Source organism: Actinomyces oris (genome assembly GCF_001937445.1).
Lineage (GTDB): Bacteria > Actinomycetota > Actinomycetes > Actinomycetales > Actinomycetaceae > Actinomyces > Actinomyces acetigenes.
In genome coordinates this window covers 83,398-102,371 of record NZ_MSKS01000003.1, presented here as the reverse complement: position 1 = coordinate 102,371, position 18,974 = coordinate 83,398, and the positions used below count along the sequence as shown (strand labels likewise).

At 68.4% G+C, this 18,974-nt stretch carries 9 protein-coding genes; 2 read left to right on the top strand and 7 right to left on the bottom strand.

The window, feature by feature from the left end; translation table 11 throughout:
* Positions 1-20 precede the first annotated feature (20 nt).
* The gene (locus BKH20_RS01260; RefSeq protein WP_075389626.1) at positions 21-1,346 is read left to right on the top strand and encodes a metallophosphoesterase family protein; all 1,326 of its coding nucleotides are present in this window, start codon (positions 21-23) and stop codon (positions 1,344-1,346) included.
* On the top strand, positions 1,343-4,786 hold the full coding sequence (locus BKH20_RS14895) for an AAA family ATPase (RefSeq protein ID WP_075389625.1): 3,444 nt from the start codon (positions 1,343-1,345) through the stop codon (positions 4,784-4,786). Before BKH20_RS01260 ends, BKH20_RS14895 begins: the two co-directional genes overlap by 4 nt.
* A gap of 66 nt (positions 4,787-4,852) precedes the next feature.
* Here BKH20_RS14895 and BKH20_RS01250 read toward each other — a convergent pair whose 3' ends face one another.
* The 7 genes from BKH20_RS01250 to BKH20_RS01220 all read right to left on the bottom strand — a co-directional run bounded on the left by BKH20_RS01250 (position 4,853) and on the right by BKH20_RS01220 (position 18,974).
* Positions 4,853-7,468: a hypothetical protein gene (locus BKH20_RS01250; protein WP_075389624.1), complete on the bottom strand. Its 2,616-nt coding sequence runs from the start codon at positions 7,466-7,468 to the stop codon at positions 4,853-4,855.
* 365 nt (positions 7,469-7,833) lie between these two features.
* Positions 7,834-8,907, bottom strand: a complete 1,074-nt coding sequence (locus BKH20_RS01245; protein ID WP_075389623.1) for a hypothetical protein — start codon at positions 8,905-8,907, stop codon at positions 7,834-7,836.
* Between the two features lie 101 nt (positions 8,908-9,008).
* The gene (locus tag BKH20_RS01240; RefSeq protein ID WP_256692965.1) at positions 9,009-9,992 is read right to left on the bottom strand and encodes a hypothetical protein; all 984 of its coding nucleotides are present in this window, start codon (positions 9,990-9,992) and stop codon (positions 9,009-9,011) included.
* A 203-nt stretch (positions 9,993-10,195) separates the two neighbouring features.
* On the bottom strand, positions 10,196-11,119 hold the full coding sequence (locus tag BKH20_RS01235) for a hypothetical protein (RefSeq protein ID WP_075389621.1): 924 nt from the start codon (positions 11,117-11,119) through the stop codon (positions 10,196-10,198).
* Positions 11,120-11,149: 30 nt separating this feature from the next.
* Positions 11,150-13,912 (bottom strand): hypothetical protein, encoded by a 2,763-nt coding sequence (locus BKH20_RS01230; protein WP_075389620.1) that lies wholly within the window; start codon positions 13,910-13,912, stop codon positions 11,150-11,152.
* Between the two features lie 38 nt (positions 13,913-13,950).
* The gene (locus tag BKH20_RS01225) at positions 13,951-16,110 is read right to left on the bottom strand and encodes a hypothetical protein (RefSeq protein WP_178388531.1); all 2,160 of its coding nucleotides are present in this window, start codon (positions 16,108-16,110) and stop codon (positions 13,951-13,953) included.
* A 134-nt stretch (positions 16,111-16,244) separates the two neighbouring features.
* Entirely contained in the window at positions 16,245-18,974 is a 2,730-nt protein-coding gene (locus BKH20_RS01220; protein WP_075389618.1) for a hypothetical protein, read from the bottom strand.

Sequence of the window (18,974 nt, the reverse complement as noted above, 5' to 3'; positions counted from 1 at the left end):
GGCTGTGAGACAGTGTCCGCATGCGGATCCTCCACACCTCCGACTGGCACCTGGGGCGCACCTTCCATGGGCGCGTGCTCGATGACGCGCACGCCGCCTTCACCGACCACCTCGTCGAGCTTGTCGCCGCCGAGTCGGTCGATGCCGTCCTCGTCGCCGGGGACGTCTACGACCGCGCCATCCCGCCCAATGATGCTGTCGCTCTCCTCGATGAGACGCTGCGCCGCCTGACCGAGCGCACCCGGGTGGTCCTGACCCCCGGCAACCACGATTCCGCCCGCCGCCTCGGCTTCGCCGCCGACCTCATGCGCGAGGGCCTCATCATCCGGGCCCGCACCGCCGGCCTCGACCGCGGCATCATCCTTCCCGACGCCGAGGGCAACGAGGGCGCCATCGTCCACGCCCTGCCCTACCTCGACCCCGACGCTGCCCGCGAGATCCTCCCGCTCCTCCTCGCCGAGCGCCTCGGCGAGGAGACCCCCGCGAAGCACACAGCCGGAGAGGACCAGGCCGAGAGCGGGGATACCGCCTCTCAGCCCGTTCAAGCGGAGCACCCGCGCCTGCCCCGCTCCCACGAGGCCGTCGTCTCCGCCGCCCTGCGCCTCGTGGCCGCGGACCTGGACCGTCTGCGCTCGGCCCGCAGTCGGCGCCTGCCGAGCTTGCTCATGGCCCACGCCTTCGTCGTCGGCAGTGAGGCGTGCGAGTCCGAGCGGGACATTCGCGTCGGCGGCGTCGACTCCGTGCCCTCCGGCGTCTTCACCACCCTGGGCGGCTCGCCCCTGGCCGAGCGCAGCGGCGGCCTGGACTACGTGGCCCTCGGCCACCTCCACCGTCCCCAGGAGCTCACCCGGCCCGCCGGCCCGCGCCTGGTCTACTCCGGCTCGCCCCTGCCCTTCTCCTTCGACGAGGCCGAAGGCGCCCGCAACTCCGCCACCAAGTCCTCCGTCCTGCTGGATCTGGGCGCCGACGGCGTCACCGGGCTGGAGCGCATCCCCACCCCGGTCCTGCACCAGGTGCGCACCCTGACCGGCACCATGCCCGAGCTCCTCTCCCCCGCCTTCGACGACGCCACCGGCGCCTGGGTGCGCGTCATCCTCCAGGGCGAGCGGCTACCCGGGGCGTTGGCCACCCTCAAGGAGAGATTCCCCAGCCTCCTGGCCTTCCAGCACGAGGCCCCCACGCGCACCGCCCGCGAGCGCATCACCGTCACCGCCGCGGCCGACCCACTGCGCATCACCGAGGACTTCTTCGACGACGTCTGCGGGCGCGCCCCCAAGCCCTCCGAGCGCGGCGTCCTGCGCAGCGCCTACGAGTCCGCCCTGGCCAGCGCGAGGAGCGAGCGATGAGAATCCACTCCCTGACCATGACCGGCATCGGCCCCTACGCGGGGCGGGAGCACATCGACTTCGACGCCGTGGGGGCCTCCGGCCGCTTCCTGCTCACCGGCCCCACCGGCTCAGGCAAGACCACCATCATCGACGCGATCGTCTTCGCCCTCTACGGGGACGTGGCCGACTCGGCCGACTCCTCCAAGGAGCGCATCCGCTCCACCCTCGTGGGCCCGCACACCGAGAGCGTCATCGAGCTCGTCTTCTCCACCGGCGCCGGCGTCTACCGGGTGCGCCGCACCCCCACCTACGAGCGGGCCAAGCGGCGCGGCCAGGGAACCACCACCCAGAACGGCACCGTCAAGCTCTGGCACCTGGCCGAGGTCGGCGGTCAGCCGCTCGACGAGCCCGTCACCCGCGTGGGCGACGCCGACGCGGAGATCGCGCGCGCCGTGGGCTTAAGCCGGGAGCAGTTCACGCAGACGGTCGTCCTTCCGCAGGGCAAGTTCGCCCGGTTCCTGCGCGCCGACTCCTCCGAGCGCCAGCACCTCCTCAAGGACGTCTTCGGCACCGGCATCTACGACGCCATCCAGGACGCCCTCATCCAGGCCTCCCGGGACGGGGCCCGGCGGGTCGAGCAGGCCGCGGCCGACCTGCGCGGGCAGGTCGCCTCCCTGGGACGGCACCCCCTCCTCACCGAGGCCCCCTCCCCCACTAGAACCACAGATGCCGGCGAGGAGGCCGACGACGCCGCTCAGGCGGTTCACCCGGAGGACTCACCGCAGAAGGCCCCGCCCGGAGGGACCCAGGAGGCACTGCCGCTGCCCATGGAAGACGCCGACCGCGCGGAGCCTCAGGAGGCCGACGACGCCGGTCCTGCCCAGGCACCGGCCCAGGCCTTGGAGACGGCGATAGCGGGCACCGCCCCGGACCTGGTGGCTCTTCGCCGCATCGGGGCTGAGGTTCTGGAGGCCTCCCGCAACCGGGTCGCATTGGCCGACGCCCACGCCGAGGCCGCGGGAACGACCCTCACGCGGGCGCAGTCGGCGCGCGAGGAGGCTCAGAGCCTCCACGACCTCCTGGAGCGACGCCGGGCCCTCATTGAGGAGAAGGAGCGGCTGGCTGAGCGCGCTGAGCAGGAGGCCGACGATGCTCGGCGTCTTCAGGCCGCCGAGCGCGCCTCCCAGATGCGGCCCTACCTGGTCGCCGAGCAGGCCGCCCGTCGCCGCGCCCAGCAGGCCGTCGCCGCACTGGCCGCCCGCGCCGACCAGAGCGGGCTGGCCCACCTGGCCGAACAGGCCGGAGTCACCAGTGCCGGCAGCACGGAGGAGGCCACCGGCAGCAACACCCACAGTCATGGTGCCGCGGTGACGCCCGCTGCTCTCGTCGAGCCCCTGGTCCGTGAGGCGCAGCGCCAGCTCACCGCCCTCGAGGATGAACCCAGCGAGGCGAGGGCCGGCAATACCGAAGTGGACACGGCCTCGCAGAACTCCGAGGTGGCAGAGACCCCTGTGGCGGCCGATGTCTCCGAGACGGACCGCGCCGAGGCCCTGAGCCCCCGCAGCCTTGACGACCTGGCGCACCACTGCCGTCGCGAGCACGGGCAGCTCGAGACCCTCGTGGACCTCGAGGCCGGCCTCCCTGAGCGCGAGAGTGCCTTACAGCAGCGGGAGGCGGAGCTGCAGCACTCCGCCGGCCAGTTGGAGCAGCGCGCGGAGAAGCTCGCCGAGCGCCCCGCGCAGCGCACCGCCCTGGTGGAGACGCTGGAGGCTGCGCGCGCGGCCCACGAGCGCCTCGACGGCCTTCAGGACCGCCGGGCCCGGGCCGAGGAGCGTCACCGGGCGGCCCTGGCCGTCGAGCAGCTCAGCGCCCAGCTCGCCCAGCGAGACGCTGCCTGCACTGAGGCGGCGACGCTCGCGCGGGAGGCGACCGAACGGGTACGTGCCACCCGCCTGGCCTGGATCTCCGGGACCGCCGGGGCACTCGCCGGTGAACTCACCGAGGGCGAGCCCTGCCCCGTGTGCGGCTCGACCACGCATCCCTCCCCCGCCACCGCCGGCACCGACGGCGCCACCCGCCAGCAGGTCGAGGCCGCTGAGGAGTACCAGCGGCAGGCCGACGAGGCGCTCAGCGGCGCCGTCCGGGAGCGCGACGCCTGTGCCACCCGGCTTCAGGAGGCCCAGCGCGCCAGTGACGGCATGGATGCACTCGCCGCCAAGGAGGCGCTGGAGGCGGCCGCCACCGCCCTGGCCACGGCGCGGGCCGCAGCCGACGGCGTCGAAGAACTGGTGGAGCGCCTCGAGGCCTTCGATGCCGGCACCGAGCAGGAGCGCGCCGCGCTCCATACCGCCCGCTCCGCCCAGGAGTCCGCCCGCAGCCGCCTGGAGGCCGAGCGCGAGACCCTCGCCCAGGACCAGCAGCGCTGCCTGGAGGCGCGCGGGACCTGGCCGAGCGTCACCGCCCGCGCCGCCGCGCTCCTCGTGCGGGCCAAGGAGGCCGAGGACGCCTCCCAGGACATCGACACTGCCCGCACCGCCCTGGCCCAGGCCCGCACCGCCCTGGCCGACCTGGCCACGGCGCTGACAGAGGAAGGCTTCACCGGCGCGGCCCAGGCAACGGCGGCCCTCATGGAGCGCGGTGCCATCGAGGCCCTGTCGGCCGGCGTGCGCACCGCCGCCACCGCCCGCGAGCGGGTCCGCCTGGGCCTGGAGGACCCGCAGATCGCCGCCCTGAGCGGCCAGGAGGAGGACCGCCTCGAAGCTGCCACCGTCGAGCTCGCCCAGGCGGACGCCGCCGCCAGGCAGGCCGCCTCCGCTCAGGCACGCACCGCCGAGTCCCACGAGCACCTGCGCCGGGCCGTCGACGGCGTCGAGCAGGCGGCCACCGCCTATGAGGAGGCGGCCGGCTCCAGCGCCGACCTCATCCGGGTGGCGAACCTCGCCCGCGGGGAGAACCAGGCCAGCACGCCCCTGGCCACCTGGGTGCTGCAGGCCCGCTTCGAGGAGGTCCTCGTCTTCGCCAACGAGCGCCTGTCCCAGATGTCCTCCGGGCGCTACGAGCTCATCCGGGTCGCCGAGGAGACCAGCCAACGCCGTCGCCGCAAAGGACTGGGCCTGGCCGTCGTCGACCACCTCGGAGACGAGCGCACCCGCGACCCCCGGACCCTCTCAGGTGGAGAGACCTTCTACGTCTCCCTGTCACTGGCCCTCGCCCTGGCCGACGTCGTCTCGGCCGAGTCCGGGGGCGTGAGCCTGGAGACCCTCTTCATCGACGAAGGCTTCGGCACCCTGGACGCCGACACCCTCCAGGCCGTCATGGCCCAGATCGACCACCTGCGCGCCGGCGGGCGCACCGTCGGCATCGTCTCCCACGTGGCCGAGCTGCGCGACCAGATCGCCGAGCGCATCGCAGTGCGGCGCGTCTCCTCGGGCGGATCCACCCTGAAGGTGACCGCCTGAGACGACGCGCCGCGAACGCATCCTCCTGGCCGATGCCGACCCAGCAGCCGGCACCGGCCAGTCGCCCTAGAAGACGCTGCTGCTGGACTCGATCGTGATGGTGGGCTCACCACCGCCCTCCGGCAGCTCCACCTTCCCGGAGAAGGTGAACTTCGCCTTGCGGGGGCTGGGGTTCTTGTCGAAGGCCGTCGGCTTGGGAGACCCGGAGATGCTGATCTCGTCGGAGGTGAAGGACAGGTCATTGCTGTCCTTGGAGAACTCCACCTTCGTAGCGTCCTTCTCCACCGACAACGAGGTCATGTCCGAGGAGGTCTGGAAGGGGCAGGTCTTATCCGAGTTCGTCGGGACGGTCGCACAAGTCTTCGTCTGCTCCTTGACCTTCTCCAGCGCCTTGGTCTTGAGCTCGTCAGTGGGCGTGGCATCCACCGTCTGGGTGCCCACCGACTCCGCCTCCGCGCTCACACCCTCACCCGAAGGAATCAGGGTGAAGGAGGTCTCCTTGGCAGTGAGGTACTTGCTGACAGAATCCGGCGCCGCCACCGGGTAGACACCCGGGTAGACGACCTGGGTCGAGCGATACCCACTCAACCCGTCTTTATCCTTGGCCATGTCGATGGCGACCCCTGCGACCTTCAGCCCCGGAAGCGAGGAGGAGCTGAAGTCCGCGGAGACCACGAGGGGCTTATCCACCTTCCAGCTGTCCAGCCCGAAGGAGCCCGACGTCTTCGAGGCGGTGAAGTTGTACTCGAAGGCCTTCCCGTCCAAGGACAGGTGAGCCTTGATCGTGGCGGTGTCACCGGAGATGGTGGGCTTGTCAATCTTGGTGACCTTGATCCTCGCCTTGGCGGCCTTGAGGGCGTCGTCGGTCAGCAGCTTGCGCTGGTCGTTGGGGACACCGGGGTCCACCATCTTGGTGGCCTCAGCGGCCTTCCCCTCCGACAGGAGCGTCAGGTAGCTCTCGACCGCCTTGTCAGGGCCGCGCATGCCGTTGACGATATTGAGCGCGACGACGCCGGCCACCACCAGTGCCACCACGACTCCGAAGGCGGACAGTCCCAGAATGACCTTCTTGCGCGAGGCCGCACTCATCGGGGCGGGCTCGGGCAGCTGGCCCGAAGCAGGCGCGCCTGCGGCCGCGCCGCCGAAGCCGGGAGCCGGGGCCTGTGAGGCCGGCGTGGTCTCCACCCACTGGCCGGTCGCCGGGTCCATGGAGAAGACGGCACCGGTGGCCGGGTCCGTGGCGATGCTGGCCCCCGTGGCCGGGTCGGTGCTGTACGCCCACTGCTGGGACGACGACGTCGGACTCACGCCGGAGGTGCCCGCACGCCAGGCCGCGCTGGCCTTCTTCCCGCCGGCCAGCTGCAGCACTGCCGGGAAGGAGGAGTAGACCCACAGGGGGAGCAGCTCGGCCAGCACCGAGATGATCGCCGCGACGATCCCAACCATGAGGAAGGTCAGGGCGTTGGGCTGCATGCTCAGCGACATGTAGTGGCCCGATCCACCGCCCGAGGAACGCATCGGGGTGTCAGCGCCTGAGAAACGCAACGGAAGCAGCCCGTAGAAGACGATCGCCCCCAGGGCCAGCGACACGAGCGGAAGCTGCCAGACGCGCCGCCACTCGGTCCGCCCCGTGCGGGCACGCCTGACACCCACGCGCAGCGCCGCCGCCACGATGGCCACGATCATGGCCGCGAACAGCAGGATCGACCAGCTGCCGAACCAAGTCCAGGCGTAGGCGTCGCCGCCGTCCTTGCCGCCCAAGGACGGCAGGAAGTAGGCCAGGGCCGCCGCGGCCTCACTCTTGTCCAGGGTGATACCTCCCAGGGACCCCATGCCCAGGGCAAGCAGCACCAGGTTCGGCAGGAGCACCGGCAGCAGAAGAATCGAGGCGAAACCCGACCCCTGGATCAGTACCGCAGCGATGTAGGCGACAATGATGAAGATCCCCAGGACCACACCCAGTGCGGTGCTCAAGGCTCCCAGCTCACGGCCGATCTGCACCACCGGGCTCGGCAGGCGCTCAAGCAGCGCCCCGCCACTGCGAGCCACCATCAGCGCCACGAAGACCACCACAGTCACCAGCAGGATCGTCATCAGCGCGGAGGAGGAGACCGTCATGACCTTCAGGCCCATCATCTTGGCGGTCATGGAGAACGGGGCCGTCACCAAGCAGGCCACCAGCGCCACAGCCAGAGCCTCGGCTCCGGCCCGCGCCAGAGTCGGGACCAGAGGGGCCGCCGACCCGTCAACCGCGGCCCGGCGGCGCGCCAGCCAGAAGACCCCGATGCCAGCGGCGGTCAGCGCCCCCATGGGCAGCAGCGTGAAGGTCAGGGTGATGGTCTCGTACTCGTTCGACCCTGACATGACGAACTGCCCGCCCAGGCTCCAGCCCATGAGCAACGGCAGCGTGGAGAAGGTCGTCGGGAACGTCTTCGTCGAGTCCGTGGTGGACATGGCCACCATCGTGAGGATCGCGCTGATAGCTGCGGATCCGAGCACGATCGCCAGGCTCAGGGCCGTAGAGGTCAGGCCCGGGCCGCGGAACCAGGCGGTGAAGGTCTGCGCCAGGGGCGAAGGCTGAGCGGCCTGCACGGGCTGCACGAACCCGCCTTGAGCCTGCGGCGCCGGCGCTCCAGGAGCGGGGGCGGCGGCCGGGACGCCCATCGTGTTCGGGGCGGCCACGGCTTCTCCTCCGGGGGCGGCGGCCGGGGGCGGCGGAGGAGCCCCGGCCGCACTGGGCGCCTCAGGCACGGGGGCGCTCGGCGGAGGCGGCACGGGCACAGCGGGGAAGCTACCGGTCTCCGGCCCCGACGTCATCGGGGGCGCAGGGACTGGAGCCTGACCAGTGCCATACGAAGGGTCGGGAGGAAAACTGCTGTTGGACACAGGGCTGCCTTCGATAGGGAATCAAACACGGCAGTCTTACCCTACAGAAACCGGCCGCGCACCAGTTTCGTCACCCAGTCTTGACATGCGATCAGCACCGCCCGCGAACAAGCACTGACAGAGCCGCCCTCGGTGCGCCCAACGTCCCACCGCGCCCGAGGCTAGCCCTGGCCGCCGTCCGAGTCGCCCTCACCCTGCTGGCCGTCCCCGCCGTCCTGACCGCCATCATCCTGGGAGCCGCCGTCCTGGGAGCCGTCCTGCTGGTCCCCGGACTGGTCGGTCCCCTGCGAGTCCGTGTCCGACGGGGCGACGCCCTGCTCGGCGGCCTTGTCCTTGACCGTGTTGAGGATGCTGATGAGGTCGTCCCGTCCGGGGAAGGAGGCGCCGGACTCCAGGGCCTTGAGGGCCTGGTCGACGTTGCCGATCTTGATCTGACCGGAGAAGCTCTCCGCCTCGGCCAGGGTGTGCGTCTTGAGCACGCCCGCCCCGTAGTAGACGCCCGCTCCTGTGGCCACCAGGGGCAGGAACAGTGCCGCCAGGACCAACAGGACGGCAGGCCCCTTCGGCTTGGCTCTGGCCAGGGCCGAGCAGGACACGAGGAAGGCGAAGAAGGCCAGCACCGCGCCACCGCCGGCTGCACCGATGGCGGCCCAGTTCGGTGTCCAGCTCCGAGTCGAGAGGATCTCGAAGACGTGCAGCGTGCTCAGCAGCGTGTAAGTCCCCCACCCCAGGGCTCCGCAGGCCACGAGCACCATGATCGTCCCCACCGGCAGGGCGGCGGTGCGACGGCGCTCAGGCGGACGCGGAAGCTGCACCGGGGGCTCCGGCTCGGGCTCGCTCCAGGTCTCCTGCACCGGCACCTGGGAGACCGTGCGCCTTGTGGGCTCGGGGGTGACGTAGACCGGCTGGACCGGCTCGGCCGGGTAGACCGGCTGCGTCTCCATGGCCATCGTCTGCGGCGCCGCGGGCATGGGTTGGAGGACCTGGGTGTACTGGCTGCGCTGGTCCGGGGAGGCGGCCAGCTGCGGGGTCGACGTCGACGGCGGCAGGTACCCCCATCCTTCTCCCCCCGGCGGCATGGCGATGGCCTCCGTAGCCCCCGGCAGCGCCTCCATCTGGTCAAGGTCGATCCGCTCGGTGGGACGTCCGCGGTCAATGCGATCGGTACGGTCGACGGCCGCGTCCGCCTCTGCGTCGTCGTCGAACTGCGGTCCACGGGAGAGAGGACGAGACACGATGAGGCTCCTTGCCTGAGGGTACCGATGGGGTCGCTACGACCCCGAGGCTACGCCACCGGCGCCCCGGACACGAGGAGCCGACGGCCTTGCCGAGTGCGTCACAACGACAGCCCCCTGACGTGCATGCCCCACAGCACCGGATCGAGCACCCTGAACGGGGAGATACCTCGTTCGGTGAGCCGCCCCTTGTGCCGCGGAGACTCACCGACCGCAGACACGGCAAAGTGCCGATACTCATGGATCTGCCGGTTCGCCTTCGCCTGCTCAGCCAGGAGCGTCACCGACTTCTCTCCGATCAGCTGGAACAGCGACCTCACCTCGGCGTCCAGGAAATCGAGGTCGTCCATGAGCGCCCTACCGGCGTCAGGCTCCTGCATGCCGGCCAGGATCATGGTGTCATCCCGGTTGATGTGTGCCGCCGGGTTGGCCAGCGCCGGCGCCATCGGGCTCATCGCCTGGGGCAGCTGATGCAGGGAGTCGAACTTGGAGACCGTCAGGGCCAAGAGCGCCCGACCGGACTCCATGAGCCCCAAGATCGCCGGCAGCACCTCCCCGGATCGCGCCCCCAGTCTCCCCTTATCGACGTCCGGAATGATGCCGGAGAGCACCTGACGCACCGAGTCCAGCAGAATCGGGTCGAAAAGGAAGATGACCAGGTCGGCTCGATCGTGGAAGCTGAACGCGGGCGGCCGACCAGTGAGGTTCTCCATGTCCTCGCCCGGAACATCACGCATCACGATATACAGACGCCCCGATCGAGCCCCTGAGACCTCCCAGATAAGAGGATCGCTCTCGAAGGAGGCCCCCACACCCAGCGGGTGGGTGCCTTCCATGGCCACATTCTCTTTGAACAGCGGCCGATAGTACATGGCATTGTAGGCATCGTGGGTGCGGCGCGTGTATGGCTGCACCGTGCACGCCCTCTCCTGCGCATATCGACGCAGCACATTGACCATGACGGCGATGTAGACGGATTTTCCCGCCCCTCGCGCTCCCGTGATAGCCATGGTGAACACGTTGGCATCGCGCCAGCCCTGTGGAAGGTCTCGATGGCAGACGCCGCAGATCTCCTGCACGCACATCGACTGGCAACGCCGACACTTCACAGCGCTCGGAAGAACCTTGACGTCCTGCCTCAGAGTCTCCCGGTAGAAAGGAGTGCGATTCATCTCATAACCGGCGTAGGCAGAGGCCTGAGGATCTGGGACCTCAGCACACCCTCCGATGCACCTCAGGAATATCTCGGACGGAGAGATCGGAGTGAAGCAGTACGGGCACGCAGAACTCATGATGACGTTCCAATCGACGCATTAGATGAAGCGGGCTGAGAGAGCCAGTCCAGAAGGGGGTCCATGGTGGCGAGAGTCTGCGAGGTGAAAGCCGCATCCTCCCGCAGAAGCTCGTTCCACGCATCACCATTGGGCACGAAGTAGGGCGCCCCGCTGTGGGGGGCGAGCGCACGAACGATCTCCGGGCTGCCAAGGACAAGGCACTCGCAACGCCCCGCCTCCAAGGGAATGTCAGTCACGACGATGCGCCTGCCCCGGGCATCGGGGTCCACCTGCACCGAGCCGACCCCGCCCATCCCCCTTGACGAGGCATCGACCGAGCCACCGACACTGAGGGAACGTACATGAGGTGCAGCGACGCCGAGAACCGCGTACAAGTCGGCCACAAAGTCCAGGAACGACTCCACGCGGGGCCGGTGCTGCACCATGGACGCGGAGGCGTCAACGACGACCTCCGTGACCGTCGGCACCAAGGACGCCCCGGACTCCTGCCTGCGCTTGGCGCACCAGCCCCCCAGCCCGAGCGTCGCCGCACCTCCCTCACCTGGACGGACACGAATCGCCCCACCCTCCAGCGTGAGCTGGAGGAGGGGGGCACTGGCCTGGCCCGCCACCGGGATTGCCCTGATGAGGTAGGCGTGCTCCCCGCCGGCGGCGTCGAAGGACAGGTCGACGACGCAGTCGCCGGGGAAAGCCTCCTGGGATGACGCGTTGGCACGAACGATGACGGGCCGCTCAGCCGAGACCGCTCTTCCGGGGAACGCGACGGCATCGCGCGAAGCCCCGAGATACTTCGGAGCACTCGAGGTGCCCACGACCTCCAAGGTGGCGGGCACGGGAGCGACCAGACCGATCTCAAGAGCGCCTCGATTGCTCACCGAGAACTCTTTCCACTGTCCACTGGCGAGGATGTCAGGCATTGGCTTTCCTTTCCCACGGCAGTCTCAGTATCATCTCAGTATCCTCCGACGACTTCCGGAGCCACGCCCCGCAGCCGACAGCAGGGTCTTATCGACCCAGCGGCGCGCCCCGGCATCATTATTGAACAGGCCATAAAGAATCGGTCGTGACAGCTCGACCCCCCTAGCACCACCGCGAGCGATAACAGCACGAGCTGTCGCTAAAGCCGCGTCGTCCTTACCTGAGAACAGGGCGGAGGACTGCATTTCAACTCGCTCCAGCTGACTCACCTGCGCATCAACCAGGGCCCCCATGTCTTCGGACATGCGAACGCCACTGCTGAAATAGAGGTTCCGAACCAGGGGCGGTATCAGTACACCCAACCCGTTATCCTCGTCGGCGACCAGGTACTCCGGGTGACGTTGGAGAACATCAGGAAGCTCCGTCATCACCTGCTCCAGCTTCTGATTCACCAACCGAACCTCGGGACCGTTGCCTCTCAAGACGACGTCCTCAAGAACGACGCGCCTGCCACCCCAGACTCCGGCCAGCAGCACTCCCAGGGCCTTGATCATCGCCTGATGCACCGATTCGCGGTTGAGGTCTTGACGTTGAGCCGCCAACGCACAGATGGCGATCAGGATGTTTCCAGCGTAGGTCAGGGCGGCATCGACGCCCAGCTTGCTCATCAGAGGCATCTTCCGACTGAGCACGACCAGGCTCATGGCAGCAGAAGGGGAGAAACGGTGATCCAGCCTGGTAGTCAGGGAGTGATCGGTGAATCCGCGGCGGTTGAGGTAGGTCCGGGCCACCTTGTCCACATTCTTCGAGTCATAGCTCCTGGCCAGGACCTCGGTGAAGATCTCGTGGAAGTTCTGACAACTATGAGGGAGGTGCTGCACCATGTCGGGCGTCGCCCGCTGTGACAGCGCCGTGACCACCGTGGGTTGAAGCCTGAAGAGGCCTCCCAGACGCTCCAGCGCGCGACATGCCCGGCCGACGTCATTCCCACCAGCGGCAAGCCTCGTCAAAGCGACCTGGGCTTCAATCTGTACTCGATTTCCGGGCTCGTTGTCCTGGCTCAACCAGTCCAGGACCTCGGGACTGAGACTGGGCAGGACCCTCAGTCGCCCAGAGTGCTCCTCACTATCGAGCTGCCAGTTCACCCGGTCGGCCAGCATGCTACGGGTGAGCGATATCGCCGGCACAGCAAGAATCTCACGCTGCTCACGGGAACCGTTGGCGGCCGGCTGCATCATGTCGGCGTCTCCTTGCAGGAGAACATCGCATGTCCTGGTTGAGACGTTGACGTGCTCGCGGAGCATGCGATCCAAGACGCGCAGGCTCCCAGCAGTTCCCGGCTGCTCGGCCTCGACACGCTCTTTGGCGTGCGCAAGTGCCGCATCGACCGCGGAGCGATGCTCCGGCATCCCGCTCCACTCACGCAGGCAACGGTTGGCCTGCTCGGAGACGGGGCGCTCGAGGTCGGTCAGCCACCGGACCTCACGGCACGCGGCATCGAGGTAACGTTCGCAGAGCCCGCTGACGAGTCCACTCACTGGCGCCCAGCGGGGAATCTGAGAGAGTCGCTCATACCAGGCGGCAGGGCTCCGCGTTGATGAACCGAGTACGCGATCAGTCACCACGGCCGCGAGGTAGTCGTTACCGACCATGGACCTGGGATAGCACGACACGAGCTCAACCTCGATGAGCTCCGCCTCGTCCTGCGTGCGCGCCGCCACGTCCTGTGAAGAGCGCGGCGTCCCCTCCTGCTGAGGCCCGAGGAGCCCAGGATCGCAGGCCTCGGCCGCGGCCAGCGGCCACCCCGGGCTGAGATCGGAATGATCGGGCAGAAGGCTGAGGACGTCCTTCATCCCTTCGTAGGCGGCGACCCACGCTCCCAGATCCTGACTCATCAAGGCCACCAGGCGTCCCCACGACGTCGTTGGCGCCGGCTCGACGGCGCCGCCCTCGTTCGGGTCGATGACGATCAGGCCCGCTCGAGACTCCCCCATGTTCTTCAGGTCCTGTCTCGGAACGCAGGCCACGTCGATACGAGACTGCACGAGCATCTCGACGTCCGAGGGCGTCAGGATCCTCTGAAGGACGGAGTAGCTCAGGTACCGCCCGGTGGCTGGGGCACAGGTGCGCAGCAGCGCGCCGATCCACAGGGCGGCTTCATCGGTCGAGGACACTGCGAGGATCACGGTGTTCCTCCTGCTTGACCGGTCAGACGGGAGGCCACCATCCCATCGGGCACGGATCGCCTGGAGCAGCCCCGGCTCGAGAGCATCGGCCATGGCGACGAGGGCCGGGCTCCGTGAACCGTCGGAGAGGAACTCGGCCACCGTGTCATCGTCGACGCTGGCGCCGGGTTGCAGTGACGCCGGGTCGGGCAGCTCCGCCTGCCTCACCTGCTCGGGCCCGAAGGGAGTCACCCATCCGAGTGATCTCCACAGGTCAATGGTCCGCAGGTCGGGCGCCGGTTCATGGTGCTTGACAAGCACCACATGAGTCATGGTGTTGGGCCGTCCCGTTGTGTCGTTCCCCGCCGGGGCGGTGTGGACGAGTACCAGGCCCTTGTCCGTCGAGAACTGCGCCAGGCGTCGATCAGCTGCCGCCACCTCCTGCTCCGTGGGGAATCCGGACAGGGGCGTCACGGGGGTGAGGGTGGGGTCGATCAGCGTATACAGCGTGCTTGCATCGTCTTCGCTCAGGCCGGGAGAGTGCGCCATTGTCTGCCACCCCGAGCGCTCTACCCCGTCAACGACATGATCGACATTGGTGTAGAGAAGCTGCTCGCATCCCGACATCAAACCGACATTCGGATCAGAGTCGTCTCCCACAAGGGTCACCCCTTCTTGATGAGATCCGAGAGTGACGGATCGACCAGACCGAAGTGCTCGAGCGCCAGATGCCGAGCCTTCTCGTCAATGGCGCTCAGCGGATAGGAGTCGACAACCAGCCGGAAGTATCCGGCAGGGAATTTCGAGTGATCGAACCATAGTGACAGCGGTTGTCCGTTAGGCGGCACCTGGACAGACGTTTCAGCCTGCGGGTGGTTGTCCTTGGTGGGGCGCTCCAGGAACAAGCCGACCCTCTGCCCGTCGGCGGCGTGGAGAGGAAGGTGCGAGGGGTTGTGCAGCAGCGTCAGCCCGATGGCTCCTGACTGATCAGGAACCCCCCTGAGGGCCTCAACGGTGACCTCCACGACGGTATGCCCGAAACGCGCCACCGCTTGACGCATGAAACCGCCCATGACCTTCACGTCACCCGGCCACTTGAGAGAGTACTGGTAGGTCCACAATGAGGGAACCTCGATACTCACTGGGGGTGAGGAGATCTGGGTGCCGGACATGTAGGTGATCGCATTGAGGTGGAGGCACCCGCCGGGAGCGGGCAGGCCGTTCTTGATGACGCAGCCACCATCAGCCTGGTAGTCCTCATGGGTCACGGACATGAAAGGCGTTGTCGAGGCATCGAACGGGGCGTCCGGAGCCGTCATGCGCAGCTCCACAAGAGTCGCATCGCCCGGCCAGGTGAATGTCACCAGATCCCAGTTCAGACGGCGAGTCAGCGTGACGTTCTCGATGCTGGTGGCGCGTTTGCGCTGGGCGGTCGTCCCGATCGTCACCTCCCCGTCACCGTGGAAGGTCACCGGGGTGAAGTAGATGGTGTCCCACTCGTGCCCATCAGGCCATGGAACCGCAGAGATCGTGCGCAGCTGCCGGGCGGGAGTGTCGAGCTCCTCGATGCCTGCGGCCGCGGTGATAGCCGCATCCTGGGGAAGGCCCGCGCTCGCCAGTGCCTCCTCGGGAACCGTGGCTCGATCGGATGCCGCCGGGTCCACGGGCCTCTGAGTGCGGTAGACCGTCACGGAGGACTGAGACAGCTGGGTCCACGTGAGTCTCAGAGCCGATCCGCGCGCCGGGTCGCCCCCTTCGTCGTCAGCGATGGCCAGGTCGACGATCTTCTCGCGCTCCACCTCGGGAGTGATCTGCTGGCGCATCGGCGTGGAGGTGTAGGTCTCCCCCGAGATCTGGGCCTCGACGGCGGCAACGTAGTTGTACTGCTTTCCCCCCACGAGATTCTCAGAATCCTGAAACCCTGCTCCATTATTCGGGATCTCGCAGCTGAGCCAGGCGCTCCCGCGCAGATAACGCCCTACGGGTTGTTCCAGAGGAAGGCGGGCGGTACGCACCTTCACCGTGGCCCCGGGGGGAGCCACCGGAGGTTCCCAGGAGGCGTCAACGCACCGGGACTCGGAGTTGAAGCTCAGGGACCACTGCGCCACAGGGTGAACGACGACGCGACTGGCGACTCGCCGGCACTGCCCCAGATACTTCTCGCCATCGCCAAGGCGCTCGTAGCCCCATACGGTGACGAAGCGCACAGCCGTTGTCCACGGGGCCGAGTCCAGTGCGTTCAGCCCCTCGGTAACAGCCGCCTCGTCGAAGTCATCCGGGCTATAGGGATCCTCCAGGTCCGAGATGACCACCCGATAGACCTCGGACTGTCCCGCGTCGGGCCAGGTGTAGCGCAGGCTGCCTCCGACGTCACTGACGGTGACCGGGACCCGCCCTCCTTCCTCAGGCCGGTCAAGATCCTCGCGAGAATAGTCGTAGGCGGGAAAGATCCAGTCGATCGTCTCCTCATCGGAAGGGGCCTGCGAGGCCTGGTCCGGCTGCGGCGTCGGCTCCTCGTTGGTGGCCTCCTGCATGCCGTGCGCGTCAGGCGAGGGGGCGCCCTCGGGCAGAGGGTCACCGACGTCGGCCCCCTGCTCCTCCACCTGGACACTGATCCCGTTCTTGGGACCGAACCTCCTGTTGAGCATGAGCGCAACCGGCAGGGCCACGGTCATGGTCAGCTCATCGTTCCCGTCCAGCACGCGGTCGACGATCTCCTGAGGGGAGAAGACCGTTCCGCCGTCGACATCCTTGCCGGTGAGCATGAGGGACTTCCATGACGAGGCACGGAGGTTCTGCTTGACCTCCTCGGGTGCCTCGGTCATCCATTGCGTCATTGCATGCGTGAATTCACGAAAAGTGATAGCCATAATGAGTGTCCTCAGGATCGGTATGTGAGGGGGCAACGGGCTCAGTGACGCCGCCACGGTCGATGTGCTCGGGCGCGGCCCGTTGCCCACTAGTACTCGAGAGGACCGGACAAGGATTCCGGCCCTGTGGGCGTATCGCCCGGAGCCCCGTTGGAGGAGGAACCGGCGCCGGCCGGAGGCGCCGTCTGGTCCCGTCCGACGTTGAAGTAGTCCATCCCGGCGAGCGGGCCACTCGGGCTCTGGTCATGATCCGGGTAGATGAAGTCAGCCGGCGCAATCGGGTTCGTGGTTTCGACCAGCACCATCGTGGGAGACAGCCCGTCATTCCACTGGCTGAGCCAGGACTGGTCGGGCACTGTCAGGGACTGCGGCCCTGAACGGGCCACCGGCCCGAGAATATCGAGCACCACTGATCGTGAGCCCCCGGTCGTCAGATCGTGGCAGTAGGCGGAGACCTGACGCCGCTCCCCCGAGGGAGTCACCACCGTGAGCCGGGGGTCGGGGCCCTGGTCCCCCGAGAGGATCGCCAGGCACTTCTGCCAGATACGACCCGCCTGGCCCGAGCGCACCCCCTTGGTCTGCAGACCCTGCGCCCAGTTGCTCAAGGCGCTTCCCGCCTCACCGGACTCCGCCGTCAGCACCAGCTGCCGGGTCGCAAGACGGTTGCGCTGCTCAGGGTCCAGGTCCGCGCCGATGCCGGCCCGCATCGTCTCCCAGGCCTGGGTGAGCCAGCCGACGGTGAAGACGCTGGTGCGCAAGGAGGCGGCGGCATCGGCGAGGTGCTCGGGCGAGGCTTCTGCCTCGACCCGCTGGATGGCCTCAGGGAGCGCAACCTTCTGCGAGGTTCGGTTAGGTCCTGTGTCACGTGCCCCGAGCGGGTCGTCCAAGAAGGCGGAGACGATCGTCGCCCAGCGCCTGAACTGTGAGTACGCGGCCCCCTGGGCGGCGAGGTCCTCCACCGCCAGACGGAGGTTCGCGGTGAGCAGGGGGATGCGCTGGTCGCGTTCCTCGATCCTGAACAGGATTCGGAAGACCTCGCGCTGCTGCGACACGAAGGTTGATATCGAGATGGCCAGCCACCCGATGATCGTCACGACCGCAAGGAGCGCGAAGTACAGCCAGCCAATGCGGCCCATGGCCTTGCTCACCACCAGAACCACCAGGACGATCGCGAGGACCAGCAGGAACAGACGCAGAATTCTGGCCAGCCTGCGCTGACGCTGCTCCAGCTCCCCGCCGGGCTCCTGCCCGAGAAGCGACTGGAGCTCGTGGGACAGGGCGGCGACGTCGTTCCTGGTGGAGGTGAAGCAGCTGGAGAGGACGGCACCCAGGCGCGGGAGGAGGCGACGGCTGTTGTCGGCTCGCCACCGGTCTATCTCCGCAAGCCGGCGTGCCGCCTCTGGGGCCTGGGAGTGCTGGGACTGAGAGAGCTGCTGCAGATAGGTGCGGACGCGGTCGACCTCGAGCTGGTCCCAGGAGTGGAGCACGGTGCCGGCCGGCAGGTCGCCCAGTGGCTCAGTGAGCTCGATGCGACTCCTCGGGCCGGGAGGCGCAGCGATGGCGTCACGCCGCGGCAGGTACCCCTCGTAGGCCTGGATGCCCAGCGACGAGTGGGCCGAGCCGTCCAGCAGGGCGATCGTTCCTGAGACCAGGTCCTGCCACAAGGCCCCGAAATCCCGTTGGACGGGTTGACCCGACCGCGGGAAGTCCGCGGGCAACGTGTCGCTGGCGCGCCTGGCCGCATCAGTCAGCTCGTTCCAGCCAACGGTCCGCCCGTTGGAGTCCACGCCTCCGACGACGACCCGCACCGCGGATCCTTCGCCGAAGACCGCCGACGCCACTGCGGAGGCTATCGAGGCCTTGGCGGCCCGCACACGACTGCGGAGCCATTCGCCAGGAGCTCCGATGAGCGCCTTGGCCAGGAAGGAGAAGAAGAGCTTGAGCGCCTCGAGGGCCCCCATGCGGCGCGCACCGGCGCGTTCGGGCATCGGCACCTGAGGACGCCTCAACGAGTGGATGTGGCGCTCCTGCCAGGCCTGTGCCACAGCGGCGACTCTGGCCTCGGGATCCGCGTACGCCGGGACCCGGACACCGGTGTCGGCGCGGGTGGGTTGCGGGAAGCTCTCTCCGACCTCAGTGACCTGACGGCGCAGCTGGTCCTCCACGCTGTGGGCGTCGACGATACGGACGAAGCTGCGCACGACGTTGATGTCGTAGGAGACGTCCTCACGCTGTCCGTCATGCGGCGCTGCATTGACGGCCCCGCACAGACCGGCCTGCACCGCCAGACCGACCGCTGCTGCTCCCGGTATCGTCTCCGGCCTGGTCCACCACGGGATGGCGCTGTAGGCCGGATCGGAGGTGGACTCCGGGGAGAGCATGATCTTGCGCCAACCGATGCGCCCCAGCTCGGCGGGCAGCGGCTGCGCGGAGTAGGGGACCATGACCCGCAGGCTCTCCCGGCGCGCGTGCTGCGGCACCCCCAGGAGCTGATAGAACTGCTCCGCGCTGGCGGGCAGGGCGTCCTGAGCGGGATGCCCCACAGGAACGACGACGAGCAGCCGGACCGTTTCCAGGTCATGACGGTTGACGATCCGGGAGAAGGTGCTCACTGCCACCTGCCCGTGATCGGCCCGCACGGCGACGGGGTCGTAGCGGTCCGCAGCCTTGTCCGGCTCGCCGTCGCTCTCGATCCAGGCGAAGGGAGCGAGCAGCCCGGCGGCGGACAGATCGACCAGCGCGGACAGAACAGGCCGTTGGCTCGGCGGAGCAACGAAGACCGATACAGACCGGGACTCGGCAGGCCCTGATGATTCCAT

Coding starts and splice junctions, on each gene's coding strand:
- BKH20_RS01260 (WP_075389626.1), top strand. CDS start 21: ATGCGGATCCTCCACACCTCCGACTGGCACCTGGGGCGCACCTTCCAT.
- BKH20_RS14895 (WP_075389625.1), top strand. CDS start 1,343: ATGAGAATCCACTCCCTGACCATGACCGGCATCGGCCCCTACGCGGGG.
- BKH20_RS01240 (WP_256692965.1), bottom strand. CDS start 9,992: ATGTGCGTGCAGGAGATCTGCGGCGTCTGCCATCGAGACCTTCCACAG.
- BKH20_RS01235 (WP_075389621.1), bottom strand. CDS start 11,119: ATGCCTGACATCCTCGCCAGTGGACAGTGGAAAGAGTTCTCGGTGAGC.
- BKH20_RS01230 (WP_075389620.1), bottom strand. CDS start 13,912: ATGTCGGGATGCGAGCAGCTTCTCTACACCAATGTCGATCATGTCGTT.
- BKH20_RS01225 (WP_178388531.1), bottom strand. CDS start 16,110: ATGACCGAGGCACCCGAGGAGGTCAAGCAGAACCTCCGTGCCTCGTCA.
- BKH20_RS01220 (WP_075389618.1), bottom strand. CDS start 18,974: ATGGAATCATCAGGGCCTGCCGAGTCCCGGTCTGTATCGGTCTTCGTT.